General features: G+C 43.9%; 16 protein-coding genes and 1 tRNA gene. 2 read left to right on the top strand and 15 right to left on the bottom strand.

The window, feature by feature from the left end; translation table 11 throughout:
- The 8 genes from NFR43_RS02410 to NFR43_RS02375 all read right to left on the bottom strand — a co-directional run bounded on the left by NFR43_RS02410 (window position 1) and on the right by NFR43_RS02375 (window position 7,688).
- Entirely contained in the window at window positions 1-891 is an 891-nt protein-coding gene (locus NFR43_RS02410) for a ParB/RepB/Spo0J family partition protein (protein WP_251546092.1), read from the bottom strand.
- Window positions 878-1,648 carry a ParA family protein gene (locus tag NFR43_RS02405; RefSeq protein WP_251546090.1) on the bottom strand — a complete coding sequence of 257 codons (771 nt, stop codon included), beginning with the start codon at window positions 1,646-1,648 and terminating at the stop codon, window positions 878-880. Before NFR43_RS02405 ends, NFR43_RS02410 begins: the two co-directional genes overlap by 14 nt.
- Before the next feature lie 17 nt (window positions 1,649-1,665).
- Window positions 1,666-2,583, bottom strand: a complete 918-nt coding sequence (locus NFR43_RS02400) for a nucleoid occlusion protein (RefSeq protein WP_251546088.1) — start codon at window positions 2,581-2,583, stop codon at window positions 1,666-1,668.
- A gap of 20 nt (window positions 2,584-2,603) precedes the next feature.
- Window positions 2,604-3,332 carry a 16S rRNA (guanine(527)-N(7))-methyltransferase RsmG gene (gene rsmG, locus NFR43_RS02395; protein ID WP_251546086.1) on the bottom strand — a complete coding sequence of 243 codons (729 nt, stop codon included), beginning with the start codon at window positions 3,330-3,332 and terminating at the stop codon, window positions 2,604-2,606.
- 113 nt (window positions 3,333-3,445) lie between these two features.
- Window positions 3,446-4,366, bottom strand: coding sequence for a ribonucleoside hydrolase RihC (gene rihC, locus NFR43_RS02390; protein ID WP_251546084.1), 921 nt, complete (start codon window positions 4,364-4,366; stop codon window positions 3,446-3,448).
- Between the two features lie 80 nt (window positions 4,367-4,446).
- Entirely contained in the window at window positions 4,447-5,646 is a 1,200-nt protein-coding gene (locus tag NFR43_RS02385; RefSeq protein WP_251546082.1) for a NupC/NupG family nucleoside CNT transporter, read from the bottom strand.
- A 508-nt stretch (window positions 5,647-6,154) separates the two neighbouring features.
- Window positions 6,155-7,519 carry an amino acid permease gene (locus NFR43_RS02380; protein WP_251546081.1) on the bottom strand — a complete coding sequence of 455 codons (1,365 nt, stop codon included), beginning with the start codon at window positions 7,517-7,519 and terminating at the stop codon, window positions 6,155-6,157.
- Entirely contained in the window at window positions 7,512-7,688 is a 177-nt protein-coding gene (locus NFR43_RS02375; protein WP_251546079.1) for a hypothetical protein, read from the bottom strand. The genes NFR43_RS02380 and NFR43_RS02375 overlap by 8 nt, the downstream gene beginning before the upstream one ends.
- A gap of 404 nt (window positions 7,689-8,092) precedes the next feature.
- Here NFR43_RS02375 and tyrS point away from each other — a divergent pair, with 404 nt between their 5' ends.
- Both tyrS and trpS read left to right on the top strand, forming a co-directional pair.
- On the top strand, window positions 8,093-9,346 hold the full coding sequence (gene tyrS, locus NFR43_RS02370; RefSeq protein ID WP_251546077.1) for a tyrosine--tRNA ligase: 1,254 nt from the start codon (window positions 8,093-8,095) through the stop codon (window positions 9,344-9,346).
- Window positions 9,347-9,612: 266 nt separating this feature from the next.
- Complete coding sequence (trpS, locus tag NFR43_RS02365) at window positions 9,613-10,629, top strand: tryptophan--tRNA ligase (protein ID WP_251546075.1); 1,017 nt, start codon at window positions 9,613-9,615, stop codon at window positions 10,627-10,629.
- A 43-nt stretch (window positions 10,630-10,672) separates the two neighbouring features.
- Here the strand turns inward: trpS and NFR43_RS02360 are convergent, their stop codons facing one another.
- The 7 genes from NFR43_RS02360 to serS all read right to left on the bottom strand — a co-directional run bounded on the left by NFR43_RS02360 (window position 10,673) and on the right by serS (window position 18,075).
- The gene (locus tag NFR43_RS02360) at window positions 10,673-10,861 is read right to left on the bottom strand and encodes a sugar-binding domain-containing protein (protein ID WP_275087089.1); all 189 of its coding nucleotides are present in this window, start codon (window positions 10,859-10,861) and stop codon (window positions 10,673-10,675) included.
- A 121-nt stretch (window positions 10,862-10,982) separates the two neighbouring features.
- Window positions 10,983-12,491, bottom strand: coding sequence for a glutamate--tRNA ligase (gene gltX / locus NFR43_RS02355; protein ID WP_251546071.1), 1,509 nt, complete (start codon window positions 12,489-12,491; stop codon window positions 10,983-10,985).
- Between the two features lie 261 nt (window positions 12,492-12,752).
- Entirely contained in the window at window positions 12,753-14,129 is a 1,377-nt protein-coding gene (locus NFR43_RS02350; protein ID WP_251546219.1) for a glutamate decarboxylase, read from the bottom strand.
- A gap of 164 nt (window positions 14,130-14,293) precedes the next feature.
- Window positions 14,294-15,691: an amino acid permease gene (locus tag NFR43_RS02345; protein WP_251546218.1), complete on the bottom strand. Its 1,398-nt coding sequence runs from the start codon at window positions 15,689-15,691 to the stop codon at window positions 14,294-14,296.
- 233 nt (window positions 15,692-15,924) lie between these two features.
- Window positions 15,925-16,452 carry a TetR/AcrR family transcriptional regulator C-terminal domain-containing protein gene (locus NFR43_RS02340; protein WP_251546069.1) on the bottom strand — a complete coding sequence of 176 codons (528 nt, stop codon included), beginning with the start codon at window positions 16,450-16,452 and terminating at the stop codon, window positions 15,925-15,927.
- 85 nt (window positions 16,453-16,537) lie between these two features.
- Window positions 16,538-16,610, bottom strand: a tRNA-Glu gene (locus tag NFR43_RS02335).
- A 163-nt stretch (window positions 16,611-16,773) separates the two neighbouring features.
- Complete coding sequence (gene serS, locus NFR43_RS02330; RefSeq protein WP_251546067.1) at window positions 16,774-18,075, bottom strand: serine--tRNA ligase; 1,302 nt, start codon at window positions 18,073-18,075, stop codon at window positions 16,774-16,776.
- Between the last annotated feature and the right edge of the window lie 275 nt (window positions 18,076-18,350).

Genomic DNA, 18,350 nt, shown 5'->3' with positions numbered 1-18,350 from the left:
TTAATCAAAAGAAATGCCCAAAATTTCGAGAATCCTGGTCAGGTCTTCGTTAGAAGTATACGGAATTTCAATTTTTCCAGTATTCTTCTTCGCCGCCGGTGCTACTGCCACCTTGGTGCCAAACTTACTTTGTAACTCGTTTTCAGCTTCTCGAAGGTATGGTGACTTTCGCCGAATCGGCTTTTTCTTCTTCGCACGTCCCTGATCTTTATTCATCTTTGCCACCAACTCTTCTAGTTGGCGGACCGTCAACTTATCTTTAACTGCCCGCCGAGCGACCGCAGCGACTTTGTCCTTATCATTGAGGGATAACAATGTCCGGGCTTGACCCATTGATAATTCACCAGATTGCAGTGATTTTTTAACGATTTCCGGAAGGCCCAGGAGCCGCAAATAATTCGCAATATACGGACGACTTTTACCGAGTCGTGCAGCAACCTGTGCTTGGGTCAATGACAGTTTATCCATCAGAGTTTGATAAGCCTGCGCTTCTTCCAGTGGCGTTAAATCCTCCCGTTGGAGGTTTTCTAAAACGGCCACTTCCATCATCCGCTCATCATCAAAGTCGCGAATAATTGCTGGGATCGTCTCTTGATGAGCTAATTTGGAGGCCCGAAAACGGCGTTCTCCAGCAATAATCTCGTATCGTTCGATGTTGGGATCGGGTTGTCGAAGAATAATTGGTTGAAAAACTCCCGATTCTTGAATCGACTTTGCCAGTTCTTTTAAGGCCGCTTGGTCAAAAATTCGCCGAGGCTGGTAAGGGTTAGGACGAATGGCCGTCAGCTCAACGTCAACAACGTTTTCGCCACTTTGTGTTTCTTCTAAATTATTTTCCTCAAACAGGGCTTCAATTCCCCGCCCAAGGCCCATTTTCTTATTCTTCGCCATGAGCTGCCAGCACTTCCTTTGCTAATTGTTGGTAGACCTTTGCACCGGTCGAGCGCCGATCATAATCAATGATTGCCAGGCCATGGCTCGGCGCTTCTGACAAGCGCACGTTCCGTGGAATGACCGTTTCATAGACTTGGGAGCCAAAGAACTTCTTTACTTCCGCGTTCACTTCTTGACCCAGATTAGTTCGCCGATCAAACATCGTTAACAAAACGCCCTCAATCTTCAACGATTTATTGAAATGTTTGCGAACGAGTTGAATCGTGTTCATCAATTGGCTTAGCCCTTCCAATGCGTAATATTCGCTTTGCACTGGGATCAAAATGGAGTTGGCAGCCGTGAAGGCGTTGATCGTCAGTAAACCTAATGACGGAGGACAATCAATCAAAATGTAGTCATATACATCTTGCACATCCGCAAAACCGTCTTTAAGCCGAGTTTCCCGGGCCATCATCGAGGTTAATTCAACTTCCGCTCCCGAAAGTTCAATCGTCGTTGGCGCAATATCGAGTCCTTCATGACTGCTATGCTGAATCACATCCTTTAATGGAACATCATTAATCAGGACATCATAAACGCTTTGCTCAATCTTCTTTTTGTCGATTCCCAACCCGCTAGTGGCATTCCCTTGCGGGTCGAGGTCAATCAAGAGCACTCGTTTGCCGGCATCGGCCAGGCAGGCACCTAGGTTGACGCTCGTCGTCGTTTTACCAACGCCCCCCTTTTGGTTGGCTAAGGCAATTACTGTTCCCATTTGCTCAACTCCTTTCGTTATTTCTTGGGGATTTTAATCGTGATCTTATAGGAATTCTTGAGGTCCTGCTCTGACAATTCGGCTTTTAGCCCGCTATCCTTAATCATCTTGACCGATTGCTTAATCGTATTCATCGCAATCCGGGGATCGCTCACCTTAATTTTCGGTGCTGGCGCCTTCTTTGCTGCCTTCTTTTTGGTCGTCTTATGTTTGGCAGGATTAGCAATTTTCACGTTATCTTCGTTGGCCAGGCGTTCTTGTTCTTTTTGCGCCTCAATTTCTGATGGTAACGGTTTGCCTTGTAAACGCGCGACCTCATCTTCAGTTTGGCGAACGTTCAATTTTTCATTCACAATCCGCATTAACATGTTGCGTTGTTGGTCGTCATTCAGACTCAGTAAGGCCCGACCATGCCGTTCGGTGATTAAACCATCTAAAATGGCGTTTTGGACTGGAACAATTAATTTTAAGAGCCGGAGCTTATTGGCAACCGCCGACTGGCTCTTGCCCATGCCCTTGGCTAATTTAGCCTGGGTTAGATTATTGAGCTCCATTAATTTTTGATAAGCCTGGGCTTCTTCGACCGAGCTTAATTCAGACCGTTGCAAATTTTCGATCAGAGCTAACGAAGCAGTCTCATGATCATTCATTTTTTCAACGATGGCCGGGGCCTTGGCCCAGTCCAACAACTTCATTGCCCGGTACCGCCGCTCACCAGCAATAATTTCATACTTAGCCGGTTCGTATTCGCGTAAGATGATCGGTTGCAAAAGCCCGTGGGCTTGAATGGTTTCCGCGAGTTCTTGAATACCTTCTTTATCAAAAACCTGCCGCGGTTGGTACCGGTTTGGTTCGATTTGGTCCAGTGGAATTTCAACAACCTGATTCTTTGCTTCATGATGGTTTTTCCCCATCCCAAATAGTGAAAATGCCATACTAATTCTCCCTCTTCTATTTAAAGTGGCTTTTTAGCCGGTACGCCAGCCCGCCGTGGGTATTGGGCCGGTGTATCCGTAACCTTGTCGATAATTACTAAATTGCGGTCTTCCGGTTCCGGTTCGGTCGGTAATTCAAGCTGATAAACATTCCGTACTTGGCCGCCAAGCTTTTTCAACGCGGCCTGTGCTGCAGTAATTTCGTCATTGGCAGCTTGCGCTTTATAAGCTAAAAAGACACCATCACGTTTGACGGCTGGAAGACAGAACTCGCTTAGTACCGTCAACCGGGCGACTGCCCGGGCAGTTACGACATCAAAATGGGCACGATTAGGACTGCCCTTTTTACTAAAATCTTCGGCCCGACCATGAACTAAGGTCACCCCACTCAGACCTAATTGGTCAACCAGGTCTTTTAAGAAATTAATTCGCTTATTCAGTGAATCCACGATCGTGACTTTTACTTGGGGAAAGGCGATCTTTAATGGTAGTGAAGGAAAGCCAGCCCCCGCACCAATATCCGCAATTGTCAATTCTGTATCCCGTAATTCCGGCAATGCCAAGGCCCCCGTAATCGAATCATAAAAGTGCTTCAGGTACACTTCCTCTTCATCCGTAATCCGGGTCAAATTCACCACCCGGTTAGTGGCAATGAGTGATTGATAATATTGGGCAAACTGCGCCATTTGCTGGTCTGTTAATTGGATATCATGCGTTGCCAATGCCTGGCGAAATTCTTCTGGAGTCATACTACCGTCCTTTCCGTGAAACACAAAATTGTTTCACGTTACCTTTTTACTTTACCTTAAAAAGGCCCCCGTTTCAACCGTCACGGGAGCCTAATCAATGATTTAGTAAACTTTTATTTCATCTGTGAAACTTGTTCCAAGAACCACTTGTTAAAGAAGTCGGCATCAATGTCCACACATGCCTTAGCGTTTGTCTTGCCATCGTGGTAAGCACCACGGATATCACCAACAGTCGCACCAATTGCGGGGCCGCTAGTTTGAACATCAATCCAAAGATCCTTGGTCGTGAATGCTTCTGGATGCAAGAGGTAGAAAATCGTGTTGACGTCGTGCATTGGGCGGCCTTGATCACCACCACTAGCGTCATTGTAGTGGCTAATCAAGCCATACAACATCTTACCAGTTTCATTCATGTCTTTGAGTTGGTTTAAACTCTCATCCGTCAAGAGGGCCTTTAAGGTCACATCGAGGCCAACCATCACAATTGGAATCCCTGATTCGTACATAATCCGGGCGGCGTCTGGGTCTGTAAAGACGTTAAATTCAGCGACGCTGGTCATGTTACCACCCGAAAGTGAACCACCCATGGCTACGATCCGCTTAATATGACTCTTTACTTCTGGGTATTCCTTTAAAAGGAGAGCCACGTTCGTGTAAGAACCAGTTGGTACTAAGGTAATCTCGTCTTCAGCCATGATCGTATCACGCAAGGCTTGAACGGCTGATTTAGCAATTGGTTGACCGTAATCATTGCCAAAGTCGTAGCCTTCCATTCCTGATTCACCATGAATCCGGGCCGCGTCTTCAAATGGTTTAATCAGAGGTTCTGCCGCCCCAGCTGCAACCGGAATTTCTTTGTCCTTGCCAAAGAAATGGATAATTTTTAATGCATTGGCAGTCGTTTTATCAACCTTGACGTTCCCCGCAACAGCAGTCACTAACTTTAAATCGATGTCAGGGTTATTAATTGCCATCGTTAATGCAGCTGCGTCATCAATTCCTGGATCAGTATCCATAATAATCTTGGTAGTCATTAATTTTCCTCCATGTTCCAATCACGAGTTACAAAAGGAGGCTGTCGTTCCCGCCAGCCTCCAGATCAAAAATTATTAAATTACCAAACGAACAGTCCAACCATTGCTGCGGAAAGTAAGGAAACCAGGATCCCGGAAAGAACCAGGTAACCAATGTTACGAGCAATGTAGTTGTTAGTTTCCTTGTCAACCAAGCCCTTGAAGGCCCCGATGATCATCCCTAAAGTACCAAAGTTGGCAAATGATGTCACGAACGTCGTCAGAACCGCTTGGAAGTGGGGATCGAAGTGCGCGATCTTGTTAGTCATGCTACCCATCACAACGAATTCGTTGGTGATCAACTTCATCCCCATGTTTTGAGAAAGGATCCATGCATCGTGCACGTTTAATCCCATCAACCAGGAGAATGGGAACATGATAACACCCAAGATACTTTCAAGTGAAAGCGGCTTCCAGAACAGGCCCAAGATCTTGTCGATCAAGGCTGCCAAAGCAACGAAGGCAACAACGTTGGCGATGATGATCAAGATCAACTTACCAGCGCCAAGGATGGAGTCACCCAAGAAGCTGAAGAATGGTTCCTTCTTTTCGTCAGTGTCATTGACAGTCACGATCGTGTCATCTTCAGGATCAACATTGACTGGGTTCATGATACTAGTAGCGATCAAAGAGTTGATGATGTTAATCGGAATCGCAGTTAAGATATAACGACCTGGCATCATTTCAACGTAAGAACCAACCATGGCGGCAGTGATACAAGACATTGACATCATGGCGATGGTCAAGTTCCGCGCCTTGGACATCTTTTGCAATTGTAATTCTGAAACGGCTAACACTTCAGTGTTCCCTAAGAACATCATTTCAACAGCAAAGAATGATTCAAACTTTGGCTGACCAGTAATGAATGATAATCCACGACCAATCCACTTGATAATCCATGGCAGGACCCCAATGTAGGTCAAGATATCGAACATTGGTACAACCATCAGAATTGGCATCAGAGCGGAACAAATAAAGTTCAGGTTCTTGGCATCGTACCAACCACCAAGGGCGAACACAGTCCCCTTAGCTGAGGCATTCACTAACCAAACGAATCCATCGGCGGCCGCCTGAACACCACGCCGACCAATCGGCGAACCAATTAAGAAGGCTGCTAAGATGATGTTGATAACCACCATGATGGCAACAGCCTTCCAGTTAATGTTTTTCTTGTCTTTGGAGAATAAAAATCCAATAAACAAGAAAACAATTAACCCAAGGATGTTAATTGCAAGATACATTTTTCCAACACCTTTCTACAAACAGAAAATAATTGCAACTACGAGCTCTATCACAAAAATTTTGTAATAGTCTGTATCAATACTATACATTAAGTTTGCAATTGTGTAAATATAATTTTACAAAATTGTCTCATTTATTCACTAAATATGTATAAAAATACTAAGTATACCGTTTTACTACAATTTGAGTAAATAAAAAAAGAGGCTGGAGATAACTCCGCCTCTTTTTAGGGAGGAAAGACTATCTGCCGTTGCGTACTTGTATGTGACAAATTTTAACGTGTATCAATTAAGTAACTTTACTACTGCTGGTAAGAGGGACATCCCTCATAGTAATTCGACAACTAGTCTTTAACCTTATTTATGTTGATATGATGTGGGGGGATAGAGAATTACCTGCTCTTTACAGGTTGTTATCATGCAACAGTACTGATCTTTCCACAATCTAATTATAATTCTTTCTATTTTAAAAATCAATCCGATTCCCGTCATTGCAGCAATGGAAGCGCTATTTTTGGTTAGTTTTTTGCCGCCGTTCAACAAAGGAATAGGCTACAAAAAGGCAAACGAAAAATAAAATTGAAACAATCAACGCCGGCCGGGTCGATGGGATAAACAACAGGATCACTAAGACAGCGACGAAGAAAATCATTGTGAGCCAATCGGTGAACGGAAAACCTGGCATCGTAAATTCAGCCACCCCATGAGGGTGCTTTTGCCGATATTTAATGTGACACCACAGAATAAACAGCCAGACAAAGATAAAGTTGATTGTTGAGACTCCAGAGACCAGTTCGAAAATTCCCGCTGGCATGATGTAGTTCAAAATGACGACAATCAATAAAATCAATGATGAGAACTGCAACGCTTGATTCGGCACCGCTTTAGCGCTCAACTTTTTAAACCGGGCAGGTGCATTCCCGCCAGTAGCCAATGAATACAGTGATCGACTGGTTGAAAAAATGGCACTATTGGTGGCAGACATTGCCGCGGTTAAAACCACAAAGTTTAGAATCCCGGCCGCCCCGGTAATGCCAATCCCAGCAAAAACTTGTACGAAGGGACTCGAGCTCGTTTTAATATCTGTCCATGGGTAAACTGCCATGATGGCAAGCATTGACCCAATGTAGAATAAACCAATCCGTACTGGTAAGGTATTGATTGCCTTCGGAATATCCGTTTGCGGATTCTTAGTTTCTCCGGCCGTTAAGCCAACCATTTCAATGCCGACAAAGGCGAAGACAACCATTTGGAAGGACATTAGAAAACCCAGGGCGCCCTTCGGAAAAATTCCACCATAGTTCACTAAGTTCATTAAACTGGCGTGACCAGTTTTGGTTGGTGAATGAAAAATCACCATTACCAATCCCACTACAATCAGCGCCACAATCGCAAGAACCTTAATTGTAGAGAACCACGTTTCGAGTTCCCCAAAGAGACCAACGTTGACCATGTTCACCAGCATCAAGAGCACAATGATCACCAGTGGCCCGACCCATTGGGGTAAGTTTGGGAACCAGTATTTCAGATAAATCCCCGTGGCCGTTAAATCTGCCATCGCTAAACTCAGCCAGCACGACCAATACGTCCAACCAGCAATAAATTCCATTCGGTCACCCAAATATTCCTTGACCGAATCAATAAATGAATGCTTACTGGTGTCAGCAAGCAGCAGTTCCCCTAGGGCTCGCATCATGAAAAAACAAAAGATTCCCACGATGAAGTACGTCAAAATAATCGATGGTCCTGCTGCTTTAATTGCACTCCCGGAACCCAGAAAAAGTCCGGTCCCAATGGCCCCACCAATCGCAATCATCGTAATATGACGACTTTTCAGTGAGCGTGATAACTTTTGTTCTTGTTGTTCATCCATCAGCAATACTCCTTTCTAACGCAAAAACGCCCCTGGTAATCCATTTACCAGGGACGTCTGTCAACGCGGTTCCACCCATCTTTATAGGCTCAGTGCCTACCTCTTGGTCAATAATGGAACCACCCATTTCACGCGTCAATGCCATTTTGCGACGGCCAAGTTTCACCATTTCTTGGCCTCTCTGCAAGTCGCTCTTATCAAAAGTTAATCATTATTATACTAAATTCTCATAATCTGTCAACGCTCCAAATGCCGTTAAACCGGTTCCATGGGGATTTTTTCCATTTTTAGTGGCTTGACTTTTAATTTAAAACATTGTTTAATGCATACAATGATTGATTCAGAGTTTCAGTAGCAACTTGTTCCCTGGCTTAGAGAATTGGCGGTGATGTGTGAGCCAATCCACAGCAAGTTCGTGAATTACAGCTCGTTAAGCATGAATCAATACTCTTGTAAATAACGTCAATTAAGGTACGTAACGTACGAAAATGGGTGGTACCACGGTTCACTTCGTCCCAAGGCTTAAGTGTCTTGGGGCGTTTTTTCGTTGTTACTGAATTGGAGGGACAATTTATGAACATTGTTGATGAATTAAAATGGCGGGGCGCCTTAAACCAGGTGACGGATGAAGAAGGCTTGCGGAAGCTGACCGATGAAAAACAAATTAGTCTGTACTGTGGAACTGATCCAACGGGTGACAGTCTCCACATCGGTCACCTGATTCCATTTATGATGCTGAAACGATTCCAATTAGCTGGCCACCATCCGGTCATCATCATCGGTGGCGGAACTGGGGCCATTGGTGATCCTTCTGGTCGTAAAACTGAACGGACACTCCAATCCGCATCAAAATTGGAACACAACAAGGAAGCCTTGACGAACCAAATGAAGAAGCTTTTCGGCACCGAAAACTTCACCATCGTCGATAATTACACCTGGCTTTCCAAGCTCAATATGATCGAATTTCTCCGTGATTACGGGAAACTGTTCAACGTCAACACGATGTTAAACAAGGAAGTGGTTGCGAGCCGGCTGGAAAACGGGATTTCCTTTACTGAATTTACTTACCAAATTCTCCAAGCGATCGATTTCCTGCACCTGTACCAAAACAATGACGTCCAACTCCAAATCGGCGGTTCTGACCAATGGGGGAACATCACCTCCGGGATTGACTTAATTCACAAAATCGAAGGTCCAGAAACCAAGGTCTTTGGCCTCACGATCCCATTAATGCTCAAAGCTGATGGGACGAAATTTGGCAAAACTGCCGGTGGTGCCGTTTGGTTAGATCCAGAAAAAACTTCACCTTACGAATTCTACCAGTTCTGGCTCAACCAGGATGACCGTGATGTTGTTAAATACCTGAAGTACTTCACCTTCCTCGACCAAGACCAAATTAATGCCCTGGCCGAAAAGGTCGAAAAGGAACCCTGGAAGCGGGAAGCCCAACGGACACTGGCCCGTGAAGTAACCACTTTTGTCCATGGCGAAGAAGCTACCAAGCACGCGGAAGAAATTTCCCAATTGCTGTTTAAGGGAAATATTCAAGACCTGACGACCGCCGACGTCGAACAAGCCTTCCAATCTGCTCCATCCGTCGATGTTTCAGCTGATTCTGCTAACATCGTTGACTGGTTAGTGGATACTAAAATTGAACCATCCAAGCGGCAAGCCCGTGAAGATGTCAAGAACGGGGCCATCACCGTTAATGGTGAAAAGGTCACGGACGTCGATGCAGAAATCAATCCCGCTGATCACTTTGATGGTAAATACGTGGTCGTCCGGCGTGGTAAGAAGCACTACACCCTCGCCAAAGTTAATAAATAGCTTGCACAATTTTTAAAATCGGTTACAATTTAAATAATTCGAAGACGTGGTAATAGTAGCACAACCACCAACAGAGATGACTGACAACCGCTGAGAGAAGTCTACGGAAGTGCGAAGTGGAGCCGCCAGAAGTAGTTAAATAATTAATGAGTGATGTACATTTTTGTACATAAAATAGGTGGCACCGCGGTCAATCGTCCTATTTTCCGACTAGGAAAATGGGGCGATTTTCTTTTACCCGGTAATGATAGAAAGGATTGAATGATATGACAGAGAAAAAAGTAATCTTAACTGGTGACCGGCCAACTGGTCACTTGCACATTGGTCACTACGTTGGTTCCCTCCGTGAACGGGTGAAGATGCAAAATAGCGGTAAATATGATCCATACATCATGATCGCGGACCAACAAGCGCTGACTGATAACGCCCGCGATCCAGAAAAGATCCACAACAGTTTGGTTCAAGTTGCCCTCGACTACTTAGCCGTCGGTCTTGATCCAGAAAAGTCCACCATTTATGTTCAATCACAAATCCCGGCCCTTTCGGAATTAAACATGTACTTCCTGAATTTGGTGACCGTGTCTCGTTTGGAACGGAACCCAACCGTCAAGGCGGAAATTCAGCAAAAAAACTTTAACCGTTCCATTCCCGCCGGCTTCTTAACCTACCCGGTTAGTCAAGCTTGTGACATTACAGCATTTAAAGCCGAACTAGTCCCAGTTGGGGATGACCAAGAACCAATGTTGGAACAAGCACGGGAAATCGTCCGCACCTTCAACTCCATTTACGGCGACGTCTTGGTAGAGCCTGAAGGGGTCTTTCCACCAAAGGGTCAAGGACGAATTCCAGGGCTCGACGGTAATGCCAAGATGAGCAAATCCCTTGGTAATGCCATCTACCTTTCAGATGACGAAGACACGCTCCGTAAAAAGGTCATGTCCATGTATACTGATCCAAATCACATTCACATTGAAGATCCGGGCCAAGTCGAAGGCAACATTGTCTTCACCTACCTTGACATCTTTGATGATGATAAAGAAAAGGTTCAAGAATTAAAGGAACATTACCGGGCCGGTGGCCTTGGTGACGTTAAGATTAAGAAGTACCTCTTCGAAGTCTTAAATGAGCATTTAACGCCAATTCGGGAACGCCGGGCTGAATTTGCCAAGGATATCCCAGCAGTCTACGACATGCTAAAGCGGGGTTCAGAAAAAGCCAATAAAGTGGCAAACCAAACCTTGCACGAAGTTAAGGACGCGATGGGCCTAAATTACTTTGAATAAATTTGATATTAAAAGGGTGACTCAGCAACGAGTCACCCTTTGCTTATTCCTGTTCGCGTAATAACGCTTCTGCATCGTTCAAGTCAGTAACCAAAACGTTCGCATATCCCCCGTTCAAAGCTGCTCTAATGGCTGGTAACTTATTCGTTCCCCCAGCAACCAGGATGGATTGACGGGTTGCCTTGAGGGCAGCAAGTGAGATAGCCATTGTACGGGCCTTTACCGATCTCAACAGCTTGCTGAATTTACTTTTTTGAAGTCATTTAACTGCCCTCCCCGATTTGTCAAAACAAACTACTAACACAAAAAACCGGGTTACCCGTTGGGGTAACCCGGTTTAGACTAATATTCGATTAGTTTAATGAAGCAATGGCCTTGTCGAGCAACTTAACAGTTGTATCAACTGGATAAACAGCCATAATTTCATTGATTTGTGGAGCAGAGCTCTTTCCAGTGAAGGCAATGTTCAATGGGAAGTAAAGCTTTTGTCCCTTCACGCCAGCTTCCTTACCAACCTTCTTGATCAGGTCGTTAAAGGCTTCTGGAGTAGTGCCTTCTGGCAAGTCAGCAACGGCGTCCTTAATACCGCTCAAGACAGCCACAGTTTCATCCTTGTCGAAGTTAGCAAAGTCATCGTAGGAAAGGTCTTGGTCTAAGATAGTAGCGTAGAACCAAGCGTAATCCATGATTTCGATCAACTTGTAAACATCACGCTGGTGAATGTGGATAACCTTCTTCAAAAGATCACGAAGGTCATCATCACTCATCTTCAAGTCGTTGAGCTTGTTAGCTTCTTCAGAATCGTTTTCGTGAACTAAGGTCATGATCCGGTCAGCTAATTCGTCAACGGACATCTTCTTGATGTATTCACCGTTCATCCAGTCAAGCTTGTGTTGATCGAAGTAAGCAGGTGAGTTAGACATCCGGTTAGGATCGTAAGCCTTGATCAATTCTTCCTTAGAGTAGATTTCCTTTTCACCAACTGGTGACCAACCAAGGAAGGCAATGAAGTTAAAAATGGCTTCCTTGAGGTACCCATGACGGTGGTATTGGCTAATGAATTGCAAGGTGTTCTTGTCACGCTTACTCAACTTCTTACCAGTAGCTGGGTTGAAGATCAGTGAAATGTGACAGAAGTGTGGGTGGTCAACACCTAAGGCTTCGTAAACAGCAATTTGCTTTGGCGTGTTGGCAATGTGGTCGGCACCACGAAGACAGTCGGTGATGTCCATCAGGTAATCATCAATAACAACGGCAAAGTTGTAAGTTGGCATCCCGTTGTTCTTTTCGATGATGAAGTCCCCACCAAGGTTGTCAGAGTTAAATGAAACGTGACCTAAAGCCCAATCGTCCCATTCCAGAGTGTGATCCTTTGGTAAGTGTAAACGGACACTTGGCTTAATGCCCTTAGCCTTAGCAGCAGCGATTTCTTCATCACTAGCTTCGAACCAGTGGCCATCGTAACGAGGGGTTTCACCCTTGGCCTTTTGTTCGTCACGCATCTTTTGGAGTTCTTCTTCAGTAGTGTAGTCGTAGTAGGCCTTACCTTCATCCAAAAGCTTTTGAACGTACTTGTGGTAAATTCCTAACTTATTCCGTTCAGTTTGATGGTATGGGGCATACTTAGGATTTGGCTTATCTGGACCTTCATCCCAGTCAACACCCAACCAATGCAAGTTCTCCATCTGAGACTCTTCACCGTGTGGCACATTCCGTGCGATATCAGTATCTTCGATCCGAAGAACCATTGTTCCATTAAAGTGACGAGCAAACAGATAGTTAAAAAGTGCAGATTGTGCATTACCGATATGCAAGAAGCCAGTAGGACTTGGAGCATAACGAACTCTAACCTTTTTATCCATAGTAATATCCTCTCTCCATCAGAAATTAATCTTATTTAAACGGACAGGAATTTTCCCATCTATAAGACTTATGACTATTTTAACATTCTGTATAAAAAATTGAAAGCTCTATCGCAAAGTTTATTAGAATGCTCCTAAATTATGTTTGAGAAACCCTTTTGACATAATTCGGCAATACGACAAAAGCCCCTTACGACAAACGTCGCAAAAGGCTTTTGAGTTATTAATTAACTGTTGATTTAAGGAGTGCCCTTAAAATGACTAGTTGAACTTCTTGTTCAAGTCAGCAATGGCTTGGTTAAGGTCTTCAGCAAAGTCATCAGCAATCGTCATATCCATTCCTGGACGAACAACGATCCGTTCAACGGTTTCGTCGTCACGATCCTTTGGAAGTGGGTATGCAGGAACTTGCCAACCGTATGAACGAAGGGCATCTTCCATGTCATAAAGGTTCCACTTAACATCAACGTCATCACGAAGCTTCCAAGTGTTGATAGGAAGAAGAGAACCATCGGTGATCATTTCGAAGTAACCAGTAGCCTTCAAAACTTCACTAAGGTGAGTAGATACCTTCCGAACGTTTTCCATAACGGCACGGAAGCCTTCCTTACCAAACCGGATCAAGTTGTAGTATTGACCTACAATGTGAGCACCGGAGTGGGAGAAGTTAATAGCGATTGAGTCAACTGAACCACCAAGGTATGGTACGGAGAACCGCATTTCCTTTGGAAGGTGTTCGTAGTCGTTCTTACGCCAGATCGTCCAACCTAAACCAGGGTAAACCATTCCGTACTTGTGACCAGAAACGTTGATTGAAGCAACGTTCTTCAGACGGAAGTCCCAAGGCTTGAAGCCATCAACCCAAGGTGCAAAGAAACCGTTGTAAGCAGCATCAACGTGAATCTTAATTGGCATGTCCTTGTGAGCTTCGTTGTACTTAGTAACTTCAGCATCAAGTGCTTGAACGTCATCAATTTCACCAGTAAAGGTAATACCGAAGACAGCAACAATCCCGATCGTGTTTTCGTCAACTAATGACATTGCCTTTTCGATGTTCAGGCTAGATTCATTAGTACCGTGTTCCAACTTAACTTGACGCATTTCAACGTTCCAGTAAGTACAGAACTTTTCCCAAACAACTTGGTAACCAGAACCAATGATCATGTTTGGCTTGTGGTTGTGAAGGTCATCAATGTCAATGCCGTTAGCCTTAGCACGGTGCTTCCATGAGAAGAGCATGGAAAGTCCACCTAACATACATGCTTCAGATGAACCAACGGTTGAAGTACCAATGAAGTCCTTCCGGAACTTTTCATTTTCAGGAATACCCCACATGTGGCCAATCATAGCAGCACAACGGTCTTCCATTGCGGCAGTCTTTGGGTATTCAGACTTGTCAATTGCGTTAGTGTTCATTGCACTAGCCATCAACTTGTCAGCTTGTGGTTCCATTTGGGTGGAACAGAAGGTTGCTAAGTTTTGGTTAGCCTTTGCTTCGTTCAAACGGAAGTGTTGAATCAATTGTTCAGCAACGTTTGGGTTCATTGCCTTTTCTGGCATCGTTTCTTCTGGTAAATGTTCACCAGCTTCAACGCTACCTAACCAGTTTTGCTCTAAAGCGTCATTAATATCAGCCATATTAGTTTCGGAATTAGTAGCCAACTAATTCCTTCCCCTCCTTTTGTGTAAAACCTATAGTAACAAACATGTGACTACTACTTTTTCAAATCAGACAACTACTAACTTCGTTCTCCAATTCCCCCTTTCAGGGTTTCATAATCTAAATCAACTTAAATTAATAATTAATCTTCATCATCAAACAGACCGGCGTCCTTGACTTGCTTAGTCCACTTGTTACGGTAACGAAGCATAATAAATGGAACAATGAAGACAATGACGAAACCAACAATCAACAGCATTAAGTAAGTGTGTTGTTGAGCCGTGGAGTAGCCTGCAGGTGGGAAGAAGGTAACGATTAAAGCAAATGCACTTAATACGAAACCAAAGATTGCGTATAAGTTCTTCATTAACTTAGAACGTGAAGCAACCCAAGTCCGGTGTAAGTCATCATGCTTGTTAACCAACTTGAAGTATGCTGCAAACATCATCAAGTACATCAATTGGTAAATGGCAACAGTTAAACTCATGGCAGTTTGGAAACTGATATCGTTCTTGTTACCACCAGCACCGAAGGTTAACCATGCACCAACGATACATACGATGATCCCTTGAAGAATCATGACATTTGTACCAATACCGTTCTTGTTAGACTTAGCAAACCGTGCAGGAAGGAAGCCCTTTTGAGCAGCTTCGTGCATCCCGGCATTTGGACCAACAACCCAGCTACTGATTTCAGCCAGCACACCAAGTGCTAACAGAATCCCAGTTAACTTTTGAATGAAAATACCTGACATGTGGAACATTGAAGCAAGGGAACCGTAAGCGAAAACAATTCCGTTACTCAATTGAATTTGGTCGTTAGGAATCGTTGCAGCAATTGACATTGAACCAATGATATCGGAGCAGATAGCGGCAATTGCTAATGCTAACATAACCTTAGAGTAAGCCTTTGGGTCCTTCAAGTTCTTAACGTGAGGAGCAGAACCTTCAGCACCAGCGAAAGCTAAAATAAACGGAACAAATCCAACTAACACACTCCCGGTCCAGGACTTAGGGAAAATCGTGTGCCAGTTAATCGTGATCAACATGTGGTGACCAGTTAAGAGGTAAGCCGCAAACAGGAAAAGTAAGAAGAATACTGGAATAATAACACCTAATGTAAATCCCCATTGCGCGATCTTACCAGTGAACTTAGTACCACGTTGTTGAAGAGCAATAAGTCCCCAAATAATGATCAAAATGAAAATGTAACGAATCCAGACGTTGTCATACATGCCTGACCAGCTCAAACTTGCTGAGAAACAAGCAATAATGAACATCATCATCGTGTTCATACCAACGGTAATGTGGACCCATTGATAGAACAATGCAGTAAAACCAGAGTTATCACCAAACATGTGGCCAACCCAGGTAAACACACCACCTTTAGACCAGCCATCAACTGAGGCCATTTCACCGGCGGCACGAGTAACTGGTAAGAACCATAAAATACCAGCTAAGAACAGGAAGAAGAACGCCGTAGCGCCTTGCTTAGCAAATGAAGCAAATCCGTAGACGGTCATAACCATCGAAGTGGTCATGGAAAACAGTTGGAAACCAGTAATCTGGTTGACTGCCTTTAAGTCCGTGGCTTCTTGTTTATTTTCAGCCAAAATAATCCATCTCCTACTTTTATTCACTACCATCACATGAGCGCTATTGTGATTGCAGAAATAATACATTAACCAGGGATATCCATTAATCTGATTACGATTTTATTGTAACCGTTACCGGAAGGAGAAGATATATACATTTCGGTTAAAATGTATAAAATTTAAGCTTCAGAGAACAGTCGATCAACGCTTTCTGTTGAGGTTGGTAATGTTTTAGACAGGAGTGTGGAAGGGTCATCGCTCATGCCATTCTTGATCCATTCAATAATAATTCCGTGAATTCCATAAGCAAAAAATTGTGCTCCCTTATCAAGTGAATCAGTAGGCTTCTTGCCCTCACTTTGAAGGATAAATTGGTTTAAAGCGGTGTCGAGAAAGGCACTCAGCAAGGAGTAACCTTGGTCACCGTAGGTAATATGAATAATTGCTTCTTTGTGTTTACGAATTACGTCAAGTAAGTTCAGGAGATGTTGCTCTAAATTAGTGGAACCATCCCGCTCCGCAAGAAGTTTCCCCCATTGTTGTAAATAAAAGGCCAAGCACTGGTACTTATCTGAAAAATAATAATAAAAAGTTTGGCGTTCAACCTGAGCGTGTGAGGCAATATCTTTTACTGAAACAGACTCAAAATACTTTGTCTCGCTAAGATCGAAGGCACTCCGCCCCAACAAATTTTTTGTCGATTTCATTTATATACTCCTATACTTGTAAGACTCACAGATTAACGAATTCGTAAAAAAAGGCTACTTGCGAAAACAAGTAGCCTTTTACTAATGACCCGTGCGAGATTTGAACTCACGTTACCAGCGTGAAAGGCTGGTGTCTTAACCAACTTGACCAACGGGTCAATTCCTCTTGACGTCTATAATAATATCATAGGTCAAAAAAAATACAACCCTTTTTGTTAAATTTTTTTGACTTTATTTTGATCGTGTCAAAAAATCGGTCATTGGGCCTCTCAAAACAAAAAGAACCAACCGATCCGGCAGGCTCCTTTAGTCAATTTCAATTTACTTTTTGTTCCGGAATGGAACAGCATTTTCCTTCGTAATCTTAGTAACCCCATGCATGTATGGTACCAATACTTCAGGGATTGTGACTGAGCCATCTTCATTTTGGTAATTTTCTAAAATGGCTGCGACAGTCCGACCAACGGCCAATCCTGAACCGTTCAGGGTGTGAACGTATTGAAGCTTACCGTCCTCATCACGGTATTGCGTATGCATCCGCCGTGCTTGGAAGTCAAGACAGTTTGAACAACTGGAAACTTCACGGTACTTGTTTTGTGCAGGCATCCAGAGTTCCAAATCGTGCGTTTCAGAGGCCGTAAAACTCATATCGCTAGTGGTCAACGTAATAACGTGGTATGGCAACTTCAGCTTCTTCAAAATATTTTCAGCATTTGCTGTCATCTTTTCCAATTCATCCCACGAATCTTCTGGTTTCGTGTACTTAACCATTTCCACCTTATTAAATTGGTGCATCCGGATTAATCCCCGGGTATCACGGCCAGCAGCCCCTGCTTCAGAACGGAAACATGGCGTTAAAGCAGTGACATAAACTGGTAATTCTTCGGTTGGAATCACTTCCCCACGGTAATAGTTCGTCAACGGAACTTCCGCAGTCGGAATTAACGTCATATCTTCACCGTTAACTTGGTAAACCCCTTCTTTGAATTTCGGGAATTGACCAGTTCCGTACATTGAATCGGCATTCACAATATATGGCGGAATCACTTCAGTGTAACCGTCCTTCATGTGTTCATCCAACATAAAGTTATAAACGGCACGTTCGAGTTGCGCCCCTAAGCCAAGGTAGTACACAAACCGGGCCCCAGAAACCTTACCAGCTCGATCAAAGTCTAAAATGCCAAGGTTTTCACCGATATCCCAGTGGTGCTTAGGTTCAAAACCAAAGTCACGGATTTGACCAACCTTCCGTAATTCAACCGAGCCTTCTTCTGTTAAGCTAACTGGAACACCATCATGGGGAACATTAGGCAAGCGTGACATCTTATCATCAAAAACTTTGTCATTAGCTTCTACTTGCTCATCAAGTTCCTTAATTCGGTCACCTAATTCACGAGTTTCTTTAATGGCTTCGTCAGCAGATTCCCCATTACGCTTAGCTTCACCAATCTTCTTTGATGCCGCATTCCGTTGGGCCTTGAGAGTTTCTACCTTTTGAAGTAATTCCCGACGTTTCTTATCCAATTCCAGGACTTCATCAATTTCTTCCGGTTTAATTCCCCGGGTTGCCAACTTTTCCTTAAACCAATCTGGTTGACGACGAATCTTCTTAATGTCTAACATCGTTTTTCCTCCAATCAAATCAAAAAGAGCCACTCCGTCCATATATTTTGGGACGAAATGGCTCTTGTTCCGCGGTACCACCCAAGTTTGACAATCAAATTGTCACCCTCGAAATGGATAACGGCCATTCACCGTGCAGCATTACCTGCCCACATTTCATGCACCGGAGTTTCGGTTGCTAGCTTACACCACTCGCTAGCTCTCTGTGAACCTACTTAAAATGCATCCGTGTTTATTTATGGCCCTTATGATATTACATTCCACATTATTTGGCA

This window comes from Limosilactobacillus caecicola, from assembly GCF_943192935.1.
GTDB lineage: Bacteria > Bacillota > Bacilli > Lactobacillales > Lactobacillaceae > Limosilactobacillus > Limosilactobacillus caecicola.
This window is presented reverse-complemented; position numbering and strand designations above follow the sequence as displayed.